General features: G+C 36.7%; 24 protein-coding genes. 6 read left to right on the top strand and 18 right to left on the bottom strand.

Annotated elements, in window-relative coordinates; translation table 11 throughout:
- Positions 1–241 precede the first annotated feature (241 nt).
- The 3 genes from LG296_RS00800 to LG296_RS00790 all read left to right on the top strand — a co-directional run bounded on the left by LG296_RS00800 (position 242) and on the right by LG296_RS00790 (position 1379).
- Positions 242–775, top strand: coding sequence for a hypothetical protein (locus LG296_RS00800; RefSeq protein ID WP_107935176.1), 534 nt, complete (start codon positions 242–244; stop codon positions 773–775).
- Positions 776–837: 62 nt separating this feature from the next.
- Positions 838–1062 carry a hypothetical protein gene (locus LG296_RS00795; protein ID WP_107935177.1) on the top strand — a complete coding sequence of 75 codons (225 nt, stop codon included), beginning with the start codon at positions 838–840 and terminating at the stop codon, positions 1060–1062.
- 125 nt (positions 1063–1187) lie between these two features.
- Positions 1188–1379: a hypothetical protein gene (locus tag LG296_RS00790; RefSeq protein WP_110561294.1), complete on the top strand. Its 192-nt coding sequence runs from the start codon at positions 1188–1190 to the stop codon at positions 1377–1379.
- A gap of 184 nt (positions 1380–1563) precedes the next feature.
- Here the strand turns inward: LG296_RS00790 and LG296_RS00785 are convergent, their stop codons facing one another.
- The 4 genes from LG296_RS00785 to LG296_RS00770 all read right to left on the bottom strand — a co-directional run bounded on the left by LG296_RS00785 (position 1564) and on the right by LG296_RS00770 (position 5632).
- Positions 1564–2109, bottom strand: coding sequence for a hypothetical protein (locus LG296_RS00785; RefSeq protein ID WP_107935178.1), 546 nt, complete (start codon positions 2107–2109; stop codon positions 1564–1566).
- Positions 2110–2613: 504 nt separating this feature from the next.
- The gene (locus tag LG296_RS00780) at positions 2614–2913 is read right to left on the bottom strand and encodes a DUF6509 family protein (RefSeq protein WP_107935179.1); all 300 of its coding nucleotides are present in this window, start codon (positions 2911–2913) and stop codon (positions 2614–2616) included.
- A 77-nt stretch (positions 2914–2990) separates the two neighbouring features.
- Positions 2991–4640, bottom strand: coding sequence for a methyl-accepting chemotaxis protein (locus LG296_RS00775; protein WP_107935180.1), 1650 nt, complete (start codon positions 4638–4640; stop codon positions 2991–2993).
- Between the two features lie 17 nt (positions 4641–4657).
- On the bottom strand, positions 4658–5632 hold the full coding sequence (locus LG296_RS00770; protein WP_107935181.1) for a BMP family protein: 975 nt from the start codon (positions 5630–5632) through the stop codon (positions 4658–4660).
- Between the two features lie 225 nt (positions 5633–5857).
- Here LG296_RS00770 and LG296_RS00765 point away from each other — a divergent pair, with 225 nt between their 5' ends.
- Positions 5858–7048, top strand: coding sequence for an alanine--tRNA ligase-related protein (locus LG296_RS00765; RefSeq protein WP_107935220.1), 1191 nt, complete (start codon positions 5858–5860; stop codon positions 7046–7048).
- Between the two features lie 623 nt (positions 7049–7671).
- Here the strand turns inward: LG296_RS00765 and LG296_RS00760 are convergent.
- The 13 genes from LG296_RS00760 to LG296_RS00700 form a co-directional block, all read right to left on the bottom strand.
- On the bottom strand, positions 7672–8211 hold the full coding sequence (locus LG296_RS00760; RefSeq protein WP_107935182.1) for a GNAT family N-acetyltransferase: 540 nt from the start codon (positions 8209–8211) through the stop codon (positions 7672–7674).
- 33 nt (positions 8212–8244) lie between these two features.
- On the bottom strand, positions 8245–9060 hold the full coding sequence (locus LG296_RS00755; RefSeq protein ID WP_107935183.1) for a metallophosphoesterase: 816 nt from the start codon (positions 9058–9060) through the stop codon (positions 8245–8247).
- Positions 9061–9085: 25 nt separating this feature from the next.
- Positions 9086–9811 carry a hypothetical protein gene (locus LG296_RS00750; protein ID WP_107935184.1) on the bottom strand — a complete coding sequence of 242 codons (726 nt, stop codon included), beginning with the start codon at positions 9809–9811 and terminating at the stop codon, positions 9086–9088.
- Positions 9808–10530 (bottom strand): hypothetical protein, encoded by a 723-nt coding sequence (locus LG296_RS00745; protein ID WP_107935185.1) that lies wholly within the window; start codon positions 10528–10530, stop codon positions 9808–9810. The genes LG296_RS00750 and LG296_RS00745 overlap by 4 nt, the downstream gene beginning before the upstream one ends.
- Complete coding sequence (locus LG296_RS00740; RefSeq protein ID WP_107935186.1) at positions 10514–11401, bottom strand: ABC transporter ATP-binding protein; 888 nt, start codon at positions 11399–11401, stop codon at positions 10514–10516. Before LG296_RS00740 ends, LG296_RS00745 begins: the two co-directional genes overlap by 17 nt.
- A 4-nt stretch (positions 11402–11405) precedes the next feature.
- A complete protein-coding gene (locus tag LG296_RS00735; RefSeq protein ID WP_107935187.1) occupies positions 11406–11777 on the bottom strand; it encodes a GntR family transcriptional regulator in 372 nt (123 codons plus the stop codon).
- A gap of 329 nt (positions 11778–12106) precedes the next feature.
- Entirely contained in the window at positions 12107–12508 is a 402-nt protein-coding gene (locus LG296_RS00730; RefSeq protein WP_404427953.1) for a Na+/H+ antiporter subunit G, read from the bottom strand.
- Positions 12495–12779, bottom strand: a complete 285-nt coding sequence (locus LG296_RS00725) for a Na(+)/H(+) antiporter subunit F1 (RefSeq protein WP_107935189.1) — start codon at positions 12777–12779, stop codon at positions 12495–12497. Before LG296_RS00725 ends, LG296_RS00730 begins: the two co-directional genes overlap by 14 nt.
- A complete protein-coding gene (locus tag LG296_RS00720) occupies positions 12780–13262 on the bottom strand; it encodes a Na+/H+ antiporter subunit E (protein WP_107935190.1) in 483 nt (160 codons plus the stop codon).
- Positions 13263–13266: 4 nt separating this feature from the next.
- Positions 13267–14745 carry a Na+/H+ antiporter subunit D gene (locus LG296_RS00715; RefSeq protein WP_107935191.1) on the bottom strand — a complete coding sequence of 493 codons (1479 nt, stop codon included), beginning with the start codon at positions 14743–14745 and terminating at the stop codon, positions 13267–13269.
- Entirely contained in the window at positions 14738–15076 is a 339-nt protein-coding gene (locus LG296_RS00710; RefSeq protein WP_107935192.1) for a Na(+)/H(+) antiporter subunit C, read from the bottom strand. The genes LG296_RS00715 and LG296_RS00710 overlap by 8 nt, the downstream gene beginning before the upstream one ends.
- 1 nt (position 15077) lies before the next feature.
- The gene (locus LG296_RS00705) at positions 15078–15500 is read right to left on the bottom strand and encodes a Na(+)/H(+) antiporter subunit B (RefSeq protein ID WP_107935193.1); all 423 of its coding nucleotides are present in this window, start codon (positions 15498–15500) and stop codon (positions 15078–15080) included.
- A complete protein-coding gene (locus tag LG296_RS00700) occupies positions 15497–17902 on the bottom strand; it encodes a Na+/H+ antiporter subunit A (RefSeq protein WP_107935194.1) in 2406 nt (801 codons plus the stop codon). Before LG296_RS00700 ends, LG296_RS00705 begins: the two co-directional genes overlap by 4 nt.
- Before the next feature lie 314 nt (positions 17903–18216).
- Between LG296_RS00700 and LG296_RS00695 the strand changes: the two genes are divergently transcribed.
- Together LG296_RS00695 and LG296_RS00690 are read left to right on the top strand one after the other, a co-directional pair.
- Positions 18217–18897 (top strand): histidine kinase, encoded by a 681-nt coding sequence (locus tag LG296_RS00695; RefSeq protein WP_107935195.1) that lies wholly within the window; start codon positions 18217–18219, stop codon positions 18895–18897.
- A 144-nt stretch (positions 18898–19041) separates the two neighbouring features.
- Positions 19042–19749 carry a DUF421 domain-containing protein gene (locus LG296_RS00690; protein ID WP_107935196.1) on the top strand — a complete coding sequence of 236 codons (708 nt, stop codon included), beginning with the start codon at positions 19042–19044 and terminating at the stop codon, positions 19747–19749.
- Between the two features lie 105 nt (positions 19750–19854).
- Here LG296_RS00690 and LG296_RS00685 read toward each other — a convergent pair whose 3' ends face one another.
- The gene (locus tag LG296_RS00685) at positions 19855–20799 is read right to left on the bottom strand and encodes a carbohydrate kinase (protein ID WP_107935197.1); all 945 of its coding nucleotides are present in this window, start codon (positions 20797–20799) and stop codon (positions 19855–19857) included.
- Positions 20800–20813 lie beyond the last annotated feature (14 nt).

Below are 20813 nucleotides of genomic sequence, written 5' to 3'. Positions count from 1 at the left end.
AGAATCCCCTCCATACGATTACTAGTTGGTCAAATTTACCCTAATAAATTGCATTAGCCAAGTCCCACTTTATTTCGTTTCTAATCGAAAGCCATCAAATAACCGTCCTCCAAAAGGCGATAAGATATTATCTACTACATTTACGATTCCCATACCAAAAAGTTACAATTTAGATAGAATTATATGTTAAAATTTTATAATAATCTAATATTTTACATACAGTTGAAAGGAATTTTAAATTATGAAGTTTAGAATCATACTGCTTCTAATGCTTGTGGTTTCTATTTTATCTGCTTGTGTTGAGGATAAAAATGAGGTGGAGGATAGTCCTCTGTATGATGGTAAGTCCTTAACGATTGCTGTTGTGGGAAAAGCGCCAGAGGTTCGAGAGGAAAATATCCAATTCAAAGAGATTGATCTAGAAGAGATTAACCTAAAAAATCTTTCTTCGGCCTATGATTCAGTATTTATTATGAAGGAGCATTTATCTGAAGCCGCAACCGCTCCTTATGCAAAAGTCTATAAAACTGCAAATATTCCTTTTTTCTTTATTGAATCGGAAAAGTCGTACTATCCATTTATACATGAAGATATAGATTACGAGGAAGCTTACGATTTGGATTCAGGAGCTTATGCACTAGGATATTATCAATTAAGCGAAAAAGGGCAATATTGGGGATTCGGGCTGTATAACGATACGGTCAATGACACCAACGTTTTAGATGTATACTCTCGAATTTTTGAGACAATTGAGTCAGTTGATAATGAAAGTTAAGAAACCAAGGATTAAAATAAGCTCCTTCACATGACAATTTTCTTTCTTAAGGAGGATAAAAATTGCCTATATGCAATCGAGATCTTTCACTTATTCTAAGTGCACAAAGAGCACTTTTTAATAGGGTCACTAAAAATGTAAAAGCAATCTATTCAACAATCGTTGGTGATAAACTAACGTGGATTGTTTATTACGATACCGAACCTACAGAAGATGAAATTGAGTTACAAAGAATAGCAACTACTGAAATTGTTTGTGATTTTCCTGAGATAATGTCTATGGACTAGCAATTTTTATATCATCCGGAACCTATTCCTATGGAAAATACAAAATACTATAACTGGATTTTTTCAAGGTACGAGGGGGATTTTAGTGAGTTTTCTAATAAAATATACTAGAAAATTTAGCTGCAATGACAAATGCTCTGATTGTAGGAAAAGGTGTCATGTTAAATCCACCCGACGAAGGAAAATTGGGGATTACCTTTGCCTATCCAGAAGCAATTAGTGTTGAGCAAGAGGAAGAAATAAAGGATGTATTTTTAAAGAAACTAAATGTCTTTTTCCAAATGAGTAATTTAGAATTGATTGCTGAGATAAAATAATTAGTATGTGAATCTTTGATTCTATAGGAATTAAGGCTTTTTTATTTATCGCTTGAAGAATAACAGGAGCTGTTAGACCTGGCTTATGTGCGTTCAGCCTTTTTTGCGTGCGCATAGACCATTTCATGTACGTTAAGTTTTATGTTCATACAAAAAACGATTACGTTACATCGTTCTTCTCACGTCATTTCTTTTGCTGCTTTTCAAACGGAATATCGTAAAGGTGTGCGCGTTTGGTAATCTCGCTTGAAACACCCGATGTAAATTGACCTGTTTCTATTATAGTTACTACGTTTTCTCCAGAGTAGAAGCTGTAGGTACCTGGGAAGCCAACCTCATATTCATAATAAATTTTCTCAATGTCTGGCCATGCAAATTGTTGTTTGTTAAACGCAGATTGTACCCTGACGTATTCATCATGAATGACAAAATGACCGATTGTAGATGCGTAGTACAGCGCGACAAACATAAGGAGGCTAAGTGTGAATAGAGTATAGGTAACAAATTTTCGCCGCCATGCTAAAATGGCTAAACCTATTATTAATACGACAAATGATAAGGTTAAATAGATGTAGTTCTCGGTTACCGGGGAAATCACAATATTATTACTATCAAAATAAAAAATAGAAAGTACAAATAATGGACTGAAAAAAATAGTAAATCCACCAAGCAAAATGATTACTATAATCGCTATGAAAATACCCATCCTAAACGAAACTCCATCGTACATAACTTTATCCCCTTTCGCTAATTACCCCTTCCTTTTTTATACGTTCATTTAGTATTTTCGTTTCATTTTTTTCCATTTTAAACAATAAGTGCATTACACGCTAATTTCAATTGAAAACCTTTCTTTTGGAATTATTAATTTTATTAATTATTATTAAGACTTTGTAAAAACACCCTATTTTTTACAGAATTAAAGTATGATTAATATCGAGCTAGAAGCTATCCTTCATAGCATTAGCTCCCTTTATACGTGAGATAGCCTGGTGCCCATTTTGGTAGCTAGGCTATTTGTATGTAATAAGGAAATTAGTAATCTTTTAACTTAATAATTTCGATGCTATCATTCCACTCTATTTCAATTACTATTTCTTCGCCTGAACTTATAAAAACAACTTGTCTATTTTTCAAAAATCCATTTCCCCTCTCCTTTTTCGTACATCTAACATATCCCAAATAAAGGAAAAAAGCACCCCGATAAAATCAGGATGCTTTCTAACTTATTATTCTACTCGATATTTTCTTTTGTTAGCTCTTCCTTGCAGAAGTTTAGAATCATCGCTTCTTCATCTTCTTCAAGCTCGAAATCTAAATAGGAATTATCGGCTTTGTCGATTATGAAATAATTTAGGATGAAAATTTCATTATCTGCTTTTTGACCAACTAGCGTACGAATTTCAATACCAGCTTCTGTATATAGCTCGTCTTCTTCATCGACTTCAATATCTAAAAGGAATTCAAAACGTTTTCCTTCGATAATGTTTGTTGGATCTTTAATTTCTTCTATTGAAAATTGTGTTATCTCCATACATCAAACTCCCTTACGCTTCACTTACAAGTACTATAAACGTTTTTGTATATAGTTTTATAATACACATACCTTTATTAAATTGTAAATTTAGATAAACGCATTTGTAATTCTTCTGCAAGATTTGCTAGTGATACTGCTGCACCCGAGATTTCTTCCATAGAGGCTAACTGCTCCTCAGAAGTAGCCGCTACTGATGTTGAGTTATCAGAAGTCAGTTTTGAAACCTCTGCCATTTCTTTGGCATGAGTCGATACTTTTGAAACCTCTACTTCAATTTGAGTTGAAATCGTCGTGATATTGACTACCTGTGTTTGAACTTGTCCCACTGCCTCTTGGATTTCACCAAAGGTAGTTTGTGTATCTGAAGCAATTTCCAATCCTTTTTGAACGCGTTCCTTTACGTCATTGATAGAAGTTACTGTTTTTTCTGTATCCACATCAATTTGTTTTGCGATTCCAGTAATATTTGCTACAAGCTGTCTTGTTTGATCAGCTAATTTTTTCACTTCATCGGCAACAACTGCAAACCCTTTTCCTGCTTCTCCAGCTCGTGCTGCTTCAATCGATGCGTTTAATGAAAGTAAGTTTGTTTGGTCTGCAACCTCAGTGATTTGAGATAAGACTTTAACGATTTCTTTTGTTTGGTTGTTTAGGACTGATAATGCGTGATCTGTTTCTTCAACGGATTCATTAATTCTTTCCATTTGAGAAACCGTAACTTTCACATAATTTGACCCTTGTTCTGTTTTCTTACCTGTTGAGATTGATAATTCCTGTGCTAAGTTAGCATTCTTCGAAATTTCATCCACATAAGATTTACTCTTATCTGCCGACTGAACAGATTCCACTGACATATAAGATTGCTTTTCTGCTCCACTTGAAACCTGTTGAATCGAGTCTGAAATTAGCTCAGCACCCTTCATTGTTTCATCAGCACTTGCCATTAACTCCTCAGATGAAGCTGCAACCTGACTTGAACTATCTTGTACATGGGACAAGAATTCTCTTAAATTCAGAGACATCTTCTTAAATGCTAATTGTAGAGAACCTACTTCATCCTTTGATGTTACATCCTCTAATTCGATTGCTAGGTTCCCGTTTGCGATTTCTTCCGCATTACGTGTCACCTGTTCAATACGACCAACAATTCGATTTGTTAATATTAGTACTGTTACAATACTTCCGATTAATAGTATCGCAATTAATGCAATCGATATATTAATAATATTTGTGATATTGCTTTGTAGATCCTCTTGCATTTGTTGATATTCAGCTGATATATTTCGCTTCAACTCAATTACATCATTGATTAACCCTTTTGTTCTGAATGATTGTCTTTTAATTTCAGCTTGGTTATTCGCTTCAACCGCTGGAGTAGACTCATTCAAAATTTGCTCATACTTACGTGTAATATTTTGAGCAAAGTTTTTTTGTTCATCACTTGTTAGAAATGGCTTCAATTGATCGAAATTTGTTTTAACTGATTCTAAATCCTGATTGATATTATTTTTATTGCTTTCAGAAATATTAAAAGCATAGCTATCTAAAGACTTTTGTAAGCTTTTAGCAGAGCTATTTAATTCTTCAACATCTATTAATGAGTCTACGATTTCTTCTGTTGAAGATTGTAATGTAAATAACTGACTAATATTAAATCCAATAATACCTGTAGAAAGTAGTAGAGGAATAATTGATAGTAGTAATAATCTTTGTTTTAACTTCATATTCATCATCCTCTATTCTAGTATTGTATTGTTCCATTAGAGATGTCTTCGATATACTGATCGAGCTTATCCTGCTCTGCTTGAGTAAGGTTAATTACTCGAATAGGTGCAATAGCAACGCCATTTTCTTTTAAACCTAATTGCTTATTTTTTTCACTTAGAGAACCATTTTCAACTAATTCTTTAACCGTATCATAGATTGCTACATCTACCTGTTTAACCATTGAAGATACAACAGAGCCTTCAGCAAGGTAGAACTGGTCACTATCTACACCAAAAGAATAAGTACCCGCTCTTTGAGATTCAAGAATAACCCCAACGCCAGTAAATCCAGCTGCAGGATAAATATAGTCTGCTCCACCTGAAATCATTTCTTTTGCAATACTTTCACCCAATTTATCGTCACCGAAAGTTCCAGCATAATTTGTTAAAACCTTGGCCTCTGGATTTGCTGCCTTAACTCCAGCTGTAAATCCATCTTCAAATTTGTGAATCAGTTCTACATCTTCTCCACCAACAAACCCAACAACATTACTTTGAGTTTTCATACCTGCCAATAGCCCAACTAAAAATGAGCCTTCATCTTCTTTAAAAGTAATATTATAAACATTCGGTAATTCCGATTGTGAATCGATTAATAAGAAAGAAACATCTGGATTTTTTTGTGCAACTGTTTCTAGTGCTTCTTGGATTGAGAAACCTAGACCGATAACTAAATCATTTCCTTGCTCAACCAATTCTTCTAAGCCTTGCTCGTAAGTCTCTGTATCTTGTAGCTCACGATAATCAAAGGAAATTCCTAATTCATCCCGTGCTTGTTCAAGGCCTGCAAATCCCATATCTGAGAAGGATTGATCTCCTAATCCTGCGTCTGAAAGCATAATTCCAACCTTAACATTCTCTGATTCTTTATTTTCTTCACCATTGTTCGAGCAGGCAGATAGAATTACTGCACAAATGCTCAGAAGTAATAAAATGGTATATTTTCTCATAGTACCAACTCCTACTTATGTATATTTTATTCGTTTGTATTATTGAAATTTTGTGAAAATTGCACGATTTTTAATAACTATGTGCTATCTCAGTGTACACGATGGTATTTACTATGGAAATAGTAAAATCTCAAATTGAAGATAATTTTTTTATGCAAGTGACACTTTTTAGGTAGTATGCAACAATAAGGAAAAATAGTTGCTTAGGAGAGGAAAAATTTGTTTATGAGAGAGTTATTTTATTATCAAAATTCTATGACGAGCCAATTTACAGCACAGGTTGTACGAACAGGTACTGAAGAAGCACGACCTTATATTGTTCTTTCAAATACAGCGTTTTACCCAACTGGTGGAGGTCAACCTCATGACACAGGAATGATTGATGAGTTTAAGGTAGTTGATGTAGAAAAAGTAGACGATGAAATTCGTCATTATATTGAAGGAAATATTGATAATCTAACTGGTGAACATGAAGTCACAGGGTACGTCGATTGGAACCGTCGTTTTGACCATATGCAACAGCATACTGGTCAGCACATTTTAACAGCTGCATTTGTGGAGTTATTCGATTTTCCAACAGTTAGCTTCCATCTAGGAACAGAGCTTGTCACAATTGATATTGCGACTGCTCAAGTTACAGAGGAACAACTTGCCCAGGTAGAAAAACGTGCCAATGAGATTGTTTTAGAAAATCGACCAATTGAAACGAAGTGGGTTTCAAAAGAGGAGCTGTCTAATTATCCTTTACGAAAAGATGTTTCAGTTGATGAAGATATTCGTCTAGTAATCATCCCTGATTTTGATTACAACGGATGTGGCGGAACTCACCCGACTTCAACAGGTCAAGTAAGCTCCATTAAAATTCTGAGTACCGAGAAAATGAAAAAAAACACGCGAATTTCCTTTGTTTGTGGAAACCGCGTGTTAAGTCAGCTAGCAATGCGAAAGCATGTATTATCAAATGTTGCCCGTCAATTAAGCGTACCTGAAGAAAACGCAGCCGATGCTCTGCGCAAACTTTTTAATGATATAAAAGCAACAGAAAAATCTCTAGATGATGCACAAAATCAGCTGCTCGAATATGAGGCGAGGGAACTTGTTGAAGCTGGTCGTGCTACAGAAGTGGTGGCGGCTTCCTTTGAAAACCGCACCGTACAAGCTTTACAAAAGCTTGGTCGCGCAGTCGTTTCCCAAATGGAGGAAGGCATTTGCCTTCTTGTAGCAGATAACGGAGATAAACTACAATTTATCGCAGCTCGCGGTAGTCAGGTGGATAAAAGCATGAAGGACATTTCGGGTGCTGTTTTACCCTTAATCAATGGAAAAGGCGGCGGCAACGACGCATTTGTTCAAGGTGGCGGCGAGAAAAGTATTTCTGCTAATGAGTTATTGATGGAGATGCAGAAGTTGGTTTAATAGGGATGGGCTTGTGATACGAGGTGGTCAGCTGATGGATTTTTTTTCGAAGTGGCTTTCATCTGGTTGATGAAGGTCACTTTCCTTTGGCTTCGTTCCTGATGTGGCTTTCATCTGGTCTATGAAGGTCACTTTGCCTTGATAACTTGCTCACACTGTCCTTCATCTACTTTATGACGGACACTTTTCTCATCCCTCATATTCATACTGTCCTTCATCTGCTTTATGACAGACACTTTTCTCACTCCTCACATCCATACTGTCCTTCATCTACTTTATGACAGACACTTTTCTCATCCCTCATATTCATACTGTCCTTCATCTGCTTTATGACAGACACTTTTCTCACTCCTCACATCCATACTGTCCTTCATCCACTTTATGATAGACACTTTTCTCATCCCTCGTATTCATACTGTCCTTCATCTGCTTTATGACAGACACTTTTCTCACTCCTCACATCCATACTGTCCTTCATCTACTTTATGATAGACACTTTTCTCATCCCTCATATTCATACTGTCCTTCATTCCCCTTATGACAGCACTTCTCTCAAAATTTTACTGATCATAAGCATCAATTATTTCCCAAGAAAAAAAGCGAGCTCATCGCTAGCTCGCTTTTTATTTCCACTCTTCTTTTAGCATTCCGTAAACTACATGATCGACATATTGACTATATAGCCATTCAGCACTTCGAATCGTTCCTTCTTCTTTGAAGCCTAGTCTTACAGGGATGCTGCGGCTTTTTGTATTGCCTTCTGCTGCGTGGATTTCAACTTTATTTAGCCCGTATTCCTCAAAGGCTATATTAACCATAGCTTTTGTTGCTCTTGTCATGATGCCCTTTCCTTGGAAGGCTTCATCTAGCATGTAGCCGATATAGGCAGTTTTGTTTGCTTTGTTGATTTTATTGAATCCGATTTTCCCTACGATTTTTCCATTAAAAACAATGGCCGTATCCAGTCCTTCTTGAGCTACAAACTTCAACAGGTTCCCCTTGATGTTATCGACCGTATCCTGAACCTTTGTTGAATAGTCTAACCAGCCCAACCATTCACGAAAATATGTACGGGAGGAATCAATCATTTGAAAGACTTCTTCTGCATCTCTTTCTGTAACAAGCTTTAAGCTAATTTCTTCATCTACTGGATAAATAAACATACTTCCATTCCCCCGTTTTCATCAATATTTATATTATGTTGATTTTAACTCGACGACGATTAGCTGTGGAAGATTAAAAATTCGGTATGGCACTGTGCTATTCCCTAAGCCACGACTAACATTCATCGTTGTTTCCCCATCCTCAAAGGTGCCTGCAGTATATTTCGGTAAGAAGCCTTGTCCTGGAGCAATAAGCCCCCCCACAAATGGGATTCGAATCTGTCCCCCATGTGCATGGCCGGAAAATACCAAATTTATATTGTTAGCAACATACGTATTAAACTTTTCAGGTCGGTGCGCTAGAAGAACAGTCAACTCCTCTTGATTCACTCCAGCTAAAGCCGTACTTAACATATTTTGTGTTTCGTGACCATTAAGTGGATCTTCAATACCTAAAATCGATATACTTTCCCCTGCTCGCTCCAGCTTAACCGAGGTATTTGGCATGACGTGAACACCTATTGCCGTCAATGCTTCATAGATTTCTTGAACTTGGTTGGTAGCCACCTCATGATTTCCAATGACATAGTAAACATCTGCTATATTTACAAATTGTCGTACTGCTTGTAAGCTCTGTTCAAGGTCATAGCGATTACTATCAATGACATCCCCCGTTATAAAAATCACATCTGGATTTGTAGCTGCTACTTTTTTTACGAGTTTATCCTGACGATCTCCAAACACTGCATCGTGTAAATCTGAAACTTGGGTAATTCGAAAGCCGTCAAAGCTAACAGGAACCTTGTCAGATTTATATTCATGCTGGGTTGTAATAATCCAATGGTTGTTTATATATAAAAATAAATAGATTGCTATTATAAAAAGGAAAAATTTTAAAAGTTTTTTCAACGCACTCGCTCAATTCATTCAAAGATTATGGGTAAAATCGAAGCTTACCCTCATCAATAATAGTAACATGATTTGGAACATTCAAGTAAAGATAAGTTGAACCTGTTACAGAGTTTTCAACTACATAATCTTTTGAATGGAGCCTAGGCACACTCCACTCCAGCATTTCTATTTTTGGATTAATGCTGTTAAATATCAATTGCTTTTCAGGCGGTTTCTTCACAATAAGCGTATCGTCCGCAAACTCGAATTGATTATTTGTTACCTCTTTTGTTAAATCAATCCCTCTATTTACATGTGGAATTTGATATGTTTTTACATAGATTTCATTTGAACCTGCATCATCCCGCCAATCAATTAAGACATAAATCCTTCCATAAGTATCCTCTGATTCTCGTAGTAAGGTTACCTCATCTGATGAAAGCTTCATAGACCATTCATCAACTAAGTATCTTTCGTCAAACTGGTCTCCCTGCTTTTGAGACAAGGAACTACTAAATTGATTTTCATCTATCATAATTCGTTCAATTTCCTCAGATGAAAGAGTCTTATATTCATTATTACCAGTTAAAGAAAGAGCTAAGTACATATATGCAATTAAGCCTAACCCGATATATCCTGTGATTATTATACTTATTCTTTTAACTGTCCAAAAATTCTTTTTTAATTTCTTTCCAATTGACACTGCGAAATAGGGAGAGAACAAAAGAAAACTCATAAGTATTAAGACCATAAACAATAATGGAGTCATCCTCGAACCACCTCTTTTCTATTAAGAAAAACAACTGGGAGTGTAAAAAATAGGGAGGCAGTTATTAATGCTTTTACAATAAATAATAAATAGCCTGCTTCAAAATAAAATCTCATGATTGTTAATAGCTGTTCATCAAAAACACGGAAAAGGAACAAACCAAAGAAAATTACAAACAGCCCTCCAAGTATTTTTGAGAGGTTAAATAGTGAAGACAAAAAATACCCACTGGAGGCAGCAAGTAATATTAAGCAAAATGAAACAAGGAAATGCAAGAAGTTAAACAAGCTTACATCTGGAAACATAGTTATCCCTTTTACTAGCTGTATAAAAGCTACTAAAATATATAGAGACATATGAACAATAATTGTAGCGATAAAGCTATAAAAAACGAGAACCAAAGCATTTGCAATATTTCCCGTTACTCGGTTGCTTACTATCGAAAGATTCGTCTTCCGATAGTCCTTTGTTTGGATTAAATAAGCCGTAACAAACGACCAAAGACATGTTGAAATAACAAATCCATCTAAACTGTAAAAATGAGTCTGAAGTGACAGTAATCCATTTCCTCTGGTAGACATACCGCTCCCACTGTAATTAAAGTAGTACATTACAATCTGCAAAATCAAAAGAGTTATCAAAGCCTGACTATACGCCATTACCTTCCATTTCACCTGTGTCAAAACAACTTGGGGAAAGGTTTTATGAGTTAAAGACATCATCAATACCACCCTTCGATTTATTCGTTAGCAGTTTACATACTTCAGTCGCAGATACAGATTGAATCAGAGTTTTTGACTGCTTGTCATAGGTTTCATCGAGCTTATTTCTTTCAATAATCACCTCGTAGCTCACATCCTGCTTTTCATAAAGTACATCCTGATACCCTGTCATTTCTTTGACTTCATTTACTTCCCCTTTAATGCGGACTAACATTTGACTTACTGCTTCTAGAGGTAAATGCAACACTACTTCCCCATGGTCAATTAGCATAATTTCCTCCAGCAAATGTTCAATTTCTGCTAGGTGATGGCTTGAAATAATAATTATACGTGGGTTCGCAATGTACTCCTTTAAAATCGCTCGGTACATATCCGTTCGAATTCCCTCATCCATTCCATTCATCGGTTCATCTAGTAAAGTAATTGCACATCTTGTAGCAAGACCATAGATTAGGTTAAATGTAGATGCTTGACCCTTAGATAGTTTATGATGATAGTTATTCAATGGAATATCAGCATATTTCAGGAGCCCTTCAGCAAGCTCACCTTGCCAATTCTGATAAAAATCGCCTGCCATTTTTAATAGCTCCCTAATGTTCAGAAATGGTGGAAAGGTCATTGTATCCTCTATTAAAATCAGGTTAGACGCAACCTTTAAACTGTTGAAGGGATTTTCACCAAAGATTCGAATTTCACCATCTGTCGGTTTTAAATGACCCGCCAACAGTTTTAGCCATGTAGACTTCCCCGCACCATTGCGTCCGATTAAACCAATAATTTTTTCCCCTTCGATTGAACAAGATAGCTTGTTCAAAGCTTTCTTATTGCGATAATTTTTATCAAGCAGATTGCAAACGATGTCCCCCATGCCTTCACTCCTCCCTTTGAGCCTTTTTTATAAGCTCGATTAATTCCTCATCCTGTACAAATAAACGTTTTGCTTCTTGTACAATTTCTTTTGCAAGCTTTGACAGCTTTTCATCCCGTCTTTTGGCTAATATCAATTCCTTTGCCCCTACCTGTACGAACATTCCAAGTCCCCGTTTTTTATAGACAATGTCATTTTCAAGCAAGATTGTTAAACCCTTGCCTGCTGTTGCTGGGTTAATATTAAAAAGCTCCGCTAATTGGTATTGGGAATACACCTTCCCGGCTTCTTGTAAACGCTCTGCCAATATTTCGTTCTCGATCCATTCTGCGATTTGAATATAGATGGGAGCTGTGGAGTCATTGCTTATATTCAAAAAAGCTCCTCCTTTCTTATAGACTATTCCGAATCATCTTTAGTGCATTACTGTTGTAATGTACTATATTCTACCCGCCCGAAATTGTCAATATTATACATTGTTATAAATTTCCACTATCATCTTCAGTAATCTTCACTTCATAAAAACCTTATCCACAATTCTCTTATATCTATCAACTTGACTCGACTTACTCCACAGCTTTATCCCAAGAAGACTCACTTGTCCACATTGAAAATTAAAATTTCACCCTAAAAAACACAAAAAGTTATCCACATAAAAAAAAACATCCACTTCATTAAAAAAGTGAATGTTTTCTATGTGGATAACTATTGGTTTTCTTCTGACTTTTCTTTTTCGATAGTTTGTACTGTGGTCGCTGCAATATCTCCATCAAATAAAATGGATTTTAACTCATCCTGCCCCGAGTTTCTAGCTAAAGGGACACGAGATCTGTAGGCAGCTCGACATATTAGATGCCCAGCAACAGGAGCAGTTATAAAGACGAAGATTATCCCCAATATTAAACGAATACTAACATAGCCATCATGGCTCCAAAAATAGATAAACGCTCCTAATAAACAAGCCATTACTGCTAATGTTGAGCTTTTCGTTGCCGCATGGGATCTAGTATATACGTCAGGCAATTTAATAAGTCCAAACGCACTAATTACACTAATAATCGAGCCTATTAAAACCAAAATCACGGCTACCCACTCAAGAATCTCCATTGCGATCAACGATAACCCCCCTCTCGATATATTTTGAAAAGGCGATTGTTCCGATAAAGGCTAAAATTCCTAAAATTAGAATTGCCTCTAAAAATGCTTTGGTTGATAAAACAATGGAAACTATCGCAATGGCGGATATTAAATTCACGCCGATTGTATCTAATGCGATGGCACGGTCTGGCATGGAAGGACCTACAATTACACGATATAGTAACAAAGCAATGGCAACCATGAAGAATACAAGCGCCAATAACAAAATCGTTTCTTTCATCTATCGTGTCACCTCCAAAATAGCTTTTTCAAACTTCCCCATCGATCGGATAATCGATTCCTTTGACTCCTCTATATCCATTGCATGAATATAAAAGACATCACCGCTTTCAGATACTTCCATTACTACAGAACCTGGTGTAAGCGTTAATAGTAAAGCTAAGGCTGTTATCTCCCATTCTCCCTGTAGACTAGTTTTATAAGTAAAGATACCCGGTGTAATTTGTAGATTTGGCGTCAGCACTTGTTTGATAACTAAGTAGCTTGATGACAGCAGTTCTTTTATAAACAGCAGCATTAAATATAATATTTTCATTACTCTTCGAAGGTAAAATTGTGTTCCAAAGAATCGATGCATCACATATAAAATCCCAATCCCAACTACAAATCCAGTAAAGAATGTCGTTAGCTGCGGAACCGGTTCATCTACTAATAACAGCCACAAAAGTGCAAGAAATAAATTCAATAAAAATTGTGCGAACATCTACTCACCCCTTCAAAATGGCATCAATGTAGATTGATGGATTCATTAGTGTTTTGGCTGCATCCTTTACATATATGGCTAGAGACTCCGCTCCAACTCCGACACATACAATCGATAGTGCTAGTAAAACGAAGGCTACATATGCCCCTCTAGGAATTGGCTTCCGATCTTCATAGCTAATCGTCGTTTCTCCATAAAAGGAGGCAAGGAAGATTCTAAGTAAGGAATAGAGCACGATAATACTTGATGCAAAGCCTATTGCAAGTAATACATAGGAGCCGTTCTCGATGGCGCCTTGTCCGATTAACACCTTCCCCATAAACCCACTAAGAGGTGGGATTCCTGCAAGTGCAAGCATAACTAGGAAATAAATCCAGCCAAATAACGGATAGTTTTGAATAAGTCCGCTCATTTTCTTTACAACAGACTCACCACTAACATAAAACATCATACCGACTAACAAGAATAATAGCGCTTTTGCTAGCATGTCATGAATTAAATAATAGATTGCCCCTGTTAGAGCTGACTCTGTCCCAACAGCTAACCCTATTAAAATAAATCCAACTCCAATAATGACGTTATATGTAGCAATCGTGTATATATCTCGACCTGATAGAGCACCCATACAGCCTGCTATGAGGGTAATACCCGCCATAACGCCGATAATCGTATGAGTAACATCTTGGTTGAGTGGAAACATCAGTGTAAAGGTACGGATGAGAGCATAGATGCCGACCTTTGTTAAAAGTGCGGCAAATAGGGCCTGCACAACAGTCGGCGGAACACTATAAGAGCCTGGCAACCAGAAGAATAATAGCAGCCCTGCTTTTAAACTAAATACGATTAAAAAGAGAATCGCTACTGTTGTCAGTACGGGATCTTGGCCAACCTCTGCAACACGCTGTGCAATATGAGCCATATTTAATGTTTTTACTGTCCCGTATAAAAAGGCTAGAGCGATTAAGAACATCCAAGAGGCAACGACATTGATGATGACATATTTAAGTGATTCCCTTAGCTGTCTCTTTTTTCCGCCAAGAGCTACCAATACATAGGAAGCTAAAAGCATTACCTCAAAACAAACAAATAGATTAAAAACATCCCCTGTTAAAAAGGATCCGTTAACACCAGCTATTAAAAATAGAACAAATGGGTAGAAGAACATTTTTTCATGTCGTTCCCCTATTGTAGAAAATGCGTATAGTAAACAGATTGTTGTTAATACATTAGCCGTTAAGACTAATAGCAATGAAAATGAATCGGCTACAAAAAGAATGCCAAATGGAGGGATCCATCCTCCGAAATCTAAACGAATAATTCCATCTGTTTGTACAAAATTTAATAACAAAAACGAAATGATGCTTATAAAAATCATCGTGATGAAGCTAATAATACGCTGCAGCATAATTTGTTCGCGTAAAAAAACAAGAAGAACTGCAGTAATAATGGGAATAATTAGTGGGACAACGAGTAAGTTATTCATCAGACATTCCTCTCAATTCCTGTAAATCATCAGAACCGTTCGTCTTGTATGTCCGATATGCCAAAACGAGTAGAAATGCCGTTGTTGCAAAGCTAATTACAATTGCTGTTAAAATCAACGCCTGTGGCAAAGCATCAGTAAAAGGTCCTTCAGATTGACTTAGTAGTGGGACGGCCCCCTTTTTCAGACCGCCCATTGTTAAAATCAGCAAATGAACAGCATGGGATAATACGGCCGTTCCCAAAATAACGCGTATTAAATTTCGAGAGAGGACTAAATAGGTGCCAACAGTCACGAGAACACCGATCAATATCATCATTAAAGATTCCATGCTATTCATCCTCACTTATACTTAAAATAATCGTAACAAGCGTCCCAATTACGGTTAGGGCGACACCTGCTTCAAAAATTGTAACGGTAGTTAAATGTTTTTCACCTAAAATTGGAAAGGTGTAGTAAATATCTGTTTGCGATAAAAATGGCGCATCAAAAAAGATAGCCCCTATTGCTGAGCCTGTAGCTAATAGAACACCCAGGGCTGCTACCTTTTTAAAATCAAAAGGCATTTTTCTATGAACGGTTTCAAGGTCGTAGGTAATATAAAGAAGAACAATCCCCGAGCCTAGAACAAGACCACCTATAAACCCGCCTCCTGGGGCATTATGTCCGGAAAAGAAGAGGTAAACACCAAGGGTTAAAATGATGAAGACAACCCCTTTAACGACTGTTCTTAAAATTACATCATTAATTTTCAAGTGTCTGCATCCCCCTTCTTCGCTGCTTTTAGCTTAATGAGGGTATATATTCCTAAGCCAGCTATTAAGAGAACGACCACCTCAAGCATCGTATCAAAGGCACGGAAGTCCCCAAGAATAGTATTTACTATATTTTTACCCCCGGCTAGTTTATATGAATCTTCAAAGTAAACCGAGATTGATTCGAATTTTTCATAGTTGATAACGGCTAAACCAATTAGAGTCACTGTAGATCCAACGAGAATTGAGATTATTCCATTAGAGAGTTTAACTCGTTTAGAAGTCTTCTCTGGCTTTAGCTCTGCTAAATATTTAAAGCAGATTAAATATAATGCCGTTGTTACCGATTCAACAACTAGCTGCGTAAGAGCCAAATCTGGTGCTCTGAAAATAACGAAGAAGAACGCAATCGCATACCCCAATACGCCGTTTAATAAAACAGCTGTAATACGCGACTTCGCAAAAATCAGTGCACAGCTTGCAAAAATCATGATAAATACTAGGAGTAATTCATAATTTTCGACTGGAGCATCTAAGCTTGGAGTCCAGGAAAATGCCTCAAGTGTCAAAAAGGTGCCCGCAACAATTACCACAAAGCTTACATATATATAAATAAAGTAATGCATTAAATTACCATTCATATAACGATTCGTTATACTTTCCGAGATATTCTCGCTCGAGGTAATGACTCTTTCATAGATTGCATTAAGAGTCCATTTTTGAGGGAATAGACGGTAAATTTTAATCCAATGCTTCATGTATCGATATAAGAGAAGTCCAACAAGAATAACACCTATCGTCATAAACAGCTCTGGCTTAAATCCATGCCAAGCGTAAATATGCGGTGTCATTTCAGCTGTAGCTGGGAATGTTGGATATACACTGGACATCGCTGGCTTTAAAATATAAGCGCCTAAAGTATTTGGGAAGAAGAAAATAGCAATCACAAGCCCGATTAAAATAAATGGAGAAATTAACATCCCTACCGGTGCTTCATGTGGATTTTTTTCTAAAATATCCGGCTTAATCTTCCCTAAGAACGTTTTGCTTACAATAATTGCACAATAGATAAATGTAAAAACACTCGCAATCCAAGCTATAACAGGCACTAATATCCCGATGCTGGCGATTGAGAAAATATCCAAATTTGTAATACTTACTGTCGCTGCAAAAAACATTTCCTTACTCAGGAAACCATTAAAAGGCGGTAAACCAGCCATAGAGAAGCAGCCAATTAAAGCAATTGTAAATGTAAATGGCAGGATGGACATTAAACCACCAAGTCTTCTAATATCCCGGGTTCCGATTTCATGATCGACAATTCCGACCATCATAAATAATGCACCTTTAAAGGTTGAGTGGTTAATTAAATGGAAAAGTGCAGCAAAGGTTGCTTGCGTATAAATCACCGAGCTTGTTGAATAGCCTAAATGAACCGCAACAGATCCCAGTCCTAATAAACTCATAATTAAACCGAGCTGGCTAACTGTTGAGAAAGCTAATATCGCTTTTAAATCAGATTGACGCACCGCATTAAATGCGCCCCAAAACAGAGTAAGCAATCCGACTCCTGTCACGGCCCAGAACCATACTACCTCTCCTCCAAAAACTGGTGTGAAGCGTGCGACTAAATAGATTCCAGCCTTAACCATTGTTGCCGAATGTAGATAGGCACTAACAGGCGTTGGAGCCTCCATGGCATCTGGAAGCCAAATATGGAAGGGAAACTGTGCCGATTTTGTAAATGCACCTAGTAAAACTAAGACAAGTGCAGGAATAAACAATGTCTGTTCACTGATTTCGTCCACATTTCCGATAATCTCTCTAATACTAAGTGTTCCAGACATAGCATAAAGCATTAAGAAGCCTACCAGCATGGCCACACCACCTGATACTGTTATCGTCATGGACTTTCTGGCACCTGCTCTAGATGCTTTCCGGTGATGCCAAAATGCGATTAAAAGGAAGGATGAAACACTCGTTAGTTCCCAAAATGCATAGAGCACCATTAAATTATCTGAGAAGACAACACCTAGCATTGCTCCCATAAACAATAGTAAATAACAATAGAAATGATGTAGAGATTCTTTTATCGATAAGTAAAAGATAGAATACAAGATTACTAAACTTCCGACACCAGTTATCAACAAACTAAATATCAAGCTTAAGCCATCTAGATACGTCGTGAAATTAATATTGAACGAGGGGATCCACCAATAGGTATGGGAGAAAGTTTCACCCTTTGCTATACGAGGGATATATGTAGTCAGTATAAGGAATAAACTAACAGGGATTACGAGAACGACCCAACCTATAAAACTTTTTTGTAGTCGCCTATTAAATAAGGGAATCAGTGCTGCCATTATAAATGGAATTAGTATGATGGCAATTTCGATTGTCACAAGCTAATACCTCCTAATTTTGTAACATAGCAGTATAAAAATTATAGAAATCACTCTACCCACTTGACTTACAAAATGACTCACTTCATAATAATGTGTCATAAAGTTAAATTCCAAAATCTCAACTATTTACAAAAATGTTAATTTTGAAGTTTTAATTGAAAATAAAGATTAAATATTACAATAATAAGTATACAATAGGGATGGACTAGATGCACTCAATTCGCATTTACTTTTGCTTATTTATACAGTTTTTTGCTTAAAAAATTGTTATATTTTAATAACAAACTACTATTAAGAGGAGCAAACTATCTATGAAGCATTTGAAAAGAATGGATGAAAGTATATTAGTTTGTGTATATTACGGACTTAATGGTGAGCGTCTTATACGTAGAGGACATAAACTAGCGACGTTATTAGATTGTCCACTTTATATATTAACGGTTGACGCTAAAGCAGTTGATGCCTTCGATGCTGAGAAATCCGGCTATATTGAAAGCTGGACAGATCTTTGTAAAGAGCTGGAAGTTGAAGAGTTTATCGTTCGAGATGATGAAAAGCAACCCATTCAAAAAGTAATCGGTGAGATTGCCCGTGAAAAGAATATTACGCAAATCATTGTTGGCCAAAGTGCTCAAAGTAGATGGGAAGAAATAACAAAAGGATCCTTTTTAAATGTTTTACTAAAAGAAGTGCCATTTGTTGATTTTCACATTGTTGCTGTAAAGCGCCCGATTGAAGAAGAGGCTCACGGAACATATGAAAAGGGTGTCCGTGCATACGTTATGCAAGATTTAGAGAACTATAAAATTGTCTTCACCTGCCCGAAATCAGTTTCCATCGAGGGAATTTTCTTTAAGGAAATTGGAACAGATTTTGATAATGGTATTTTTAAATTTTCCTACCAAAATAAAATGCATGAGGTTAGGATTAAAGAAGGCTTTGTAACTAATCCACATCTCATTCATTCAATTTATGGCATTTCAAACGTCTAAAGCTTTTAAAAAAACTGTACCCCAAAGGCTAGAATTTCTCTAACCCTTGAGGTACAGTTTTTTTATTTCCTCTTTTTGCTCAATTTGCATACAGTTCCTTCCTTTTGACCATGCTAAAAGTAATGTCGAAAGGGGAAATTCGTGATGGACGGTTTTAGTAATATTCATTTGGGAGAAACGATTTTAAGATCCATACTATCCTTCTTTACTATTCTAGTACTAGCACGGTTCATTGGAAAAAAACAACTTAGCCAATTAACCTTTTTCCACTACATAACCGGAATCACAATCGGGTCCATTGCCGCAGAGGTTTCAACACAGCATGACACTGACTTCTTTGATGGATCGATTGCATTAATTTGTTGGACTCTCCTCACTCTTTTAGTTAGTTTTCTCACTTTAAATTTTTCGAAAATCCGTATTTTGATTGATGATCGACCTACTATCTTAATTCAAAATGGAACCATCCTAAAAAAGAGCATGAAAAAGGCTCGGCTTCATCCTGATGAACTTGCGATGCTATTAAGGGAACAAGGAATTTTTTCATTCAATGAAGTGCATTATGCTGTTTTCGAAACAAATGGAGAGCTTAGTGTGTTAAAGAAACCCACCTTCGCTAATGCAACAAAAGAAGATGTAAACACAAGTCTCACTCTCCCAGCTCATTTGCCTACGGAGATAATTAGAAGTGGAAAAATCATTCGGAAAAATTTAAAGGAGTTAGATGTAACCGAAGATTGGGTCCTGGGAAAACTGAAAGAACAAAATATTGAGATCGATAAAGTATATTTTGCTCAAGTGCTTCCTGATGACTCGTTTTATATTAGTTTAGATGAATCGGATGAAGATTAAATGACAGGGCTTTGGAGATTCCCAGTTCTGCAGTCTACACTAGCTACTTATTCTTTTATCCATACAAAAAACCGACAGCATGTTAGCTTGCTGTCGGTTTTATTATTAAACCCACTCTTTTATTTCATCATAATGTGGCAGGGCTGTTAAGGCACCTGGTTTCGTTGCTGCGAATGCGCCTAAGCGGTTTCCGAAGCTTACACATTTGACTAACTCATCGTGAGTTGTTGGTAATCCATTGAAGTGGACAAAGCGTAATACACCTGCCATGAATGCGTCACCTGCACCTGTAGTATCAACTGCCTCTACTTTTTCGGTCGGAACATGAATGACTTCACCATTTAATACGGCATATGCGCCGTTTGCTCCTACAGTAATAAGAACTATTGGTACCAGGTATTGATTCATAATTTCAATTCCCTCTTCGATACTAGTTGTTTCTGTTAGGAAAAATAGCTCTTCATCTGTTAACTTTAATATGTGAGCATCTTCGAAAAATGATGTGATGGTTTCACGACAGAATTCTTCACTGCTCCAACGTAGCGGGCGGATATTGGCATCAATTGCAATGATAACACCTTTTTCCTTTGCCATATCTACTGCTGTTCTAGTTGTAGCAAGAGCTGTTGGATGGAACATAGTTCCAGAACATACATTAAATACCGAAGCTTTTTTAAATGCTTCTTCATTTAGTTGCTCATCTGTTACTTGTAAATCTGGTGCCTCATCAACGTAATCCTTGAAAATACGCTCACTTTCTTCTGTTAAGTGAACATACACTCCACTGACACGTTTTTCTGGCGTGATAATGGCATAATCCATGTTCACACCTTCTTTATTTAGTTCGTCGCGAACAAATTGAGAGGTCTCATCGTCACCAGTAATTGTAATTAAAGATGAGGGAGCACCGATTCGACTAATTCCGGCTGCAACATTAACTGTTGCCCCGCCTAAAAATGTCGTAAATGATGTATTGGTTCTATCATTGGCTATATAATCAACAAAAGCGTCTCCGTATACTAATACGAAATCTTTATTAGACTCACTCATGAGTTGTTAGACCT

It is taken from the genome of Ureibacillus chungkukjangi, from assembly GCF_044795995.1.
Lineage (GTDB): Bacteria > Bacillota > Bacilli > Bacillales_A > Planococcaceae > Ureibacillus > Ureibacillus chungkukjangi.
This window is presented reverse-complemented; position numbering and strand designations above follow the sequence as displayed.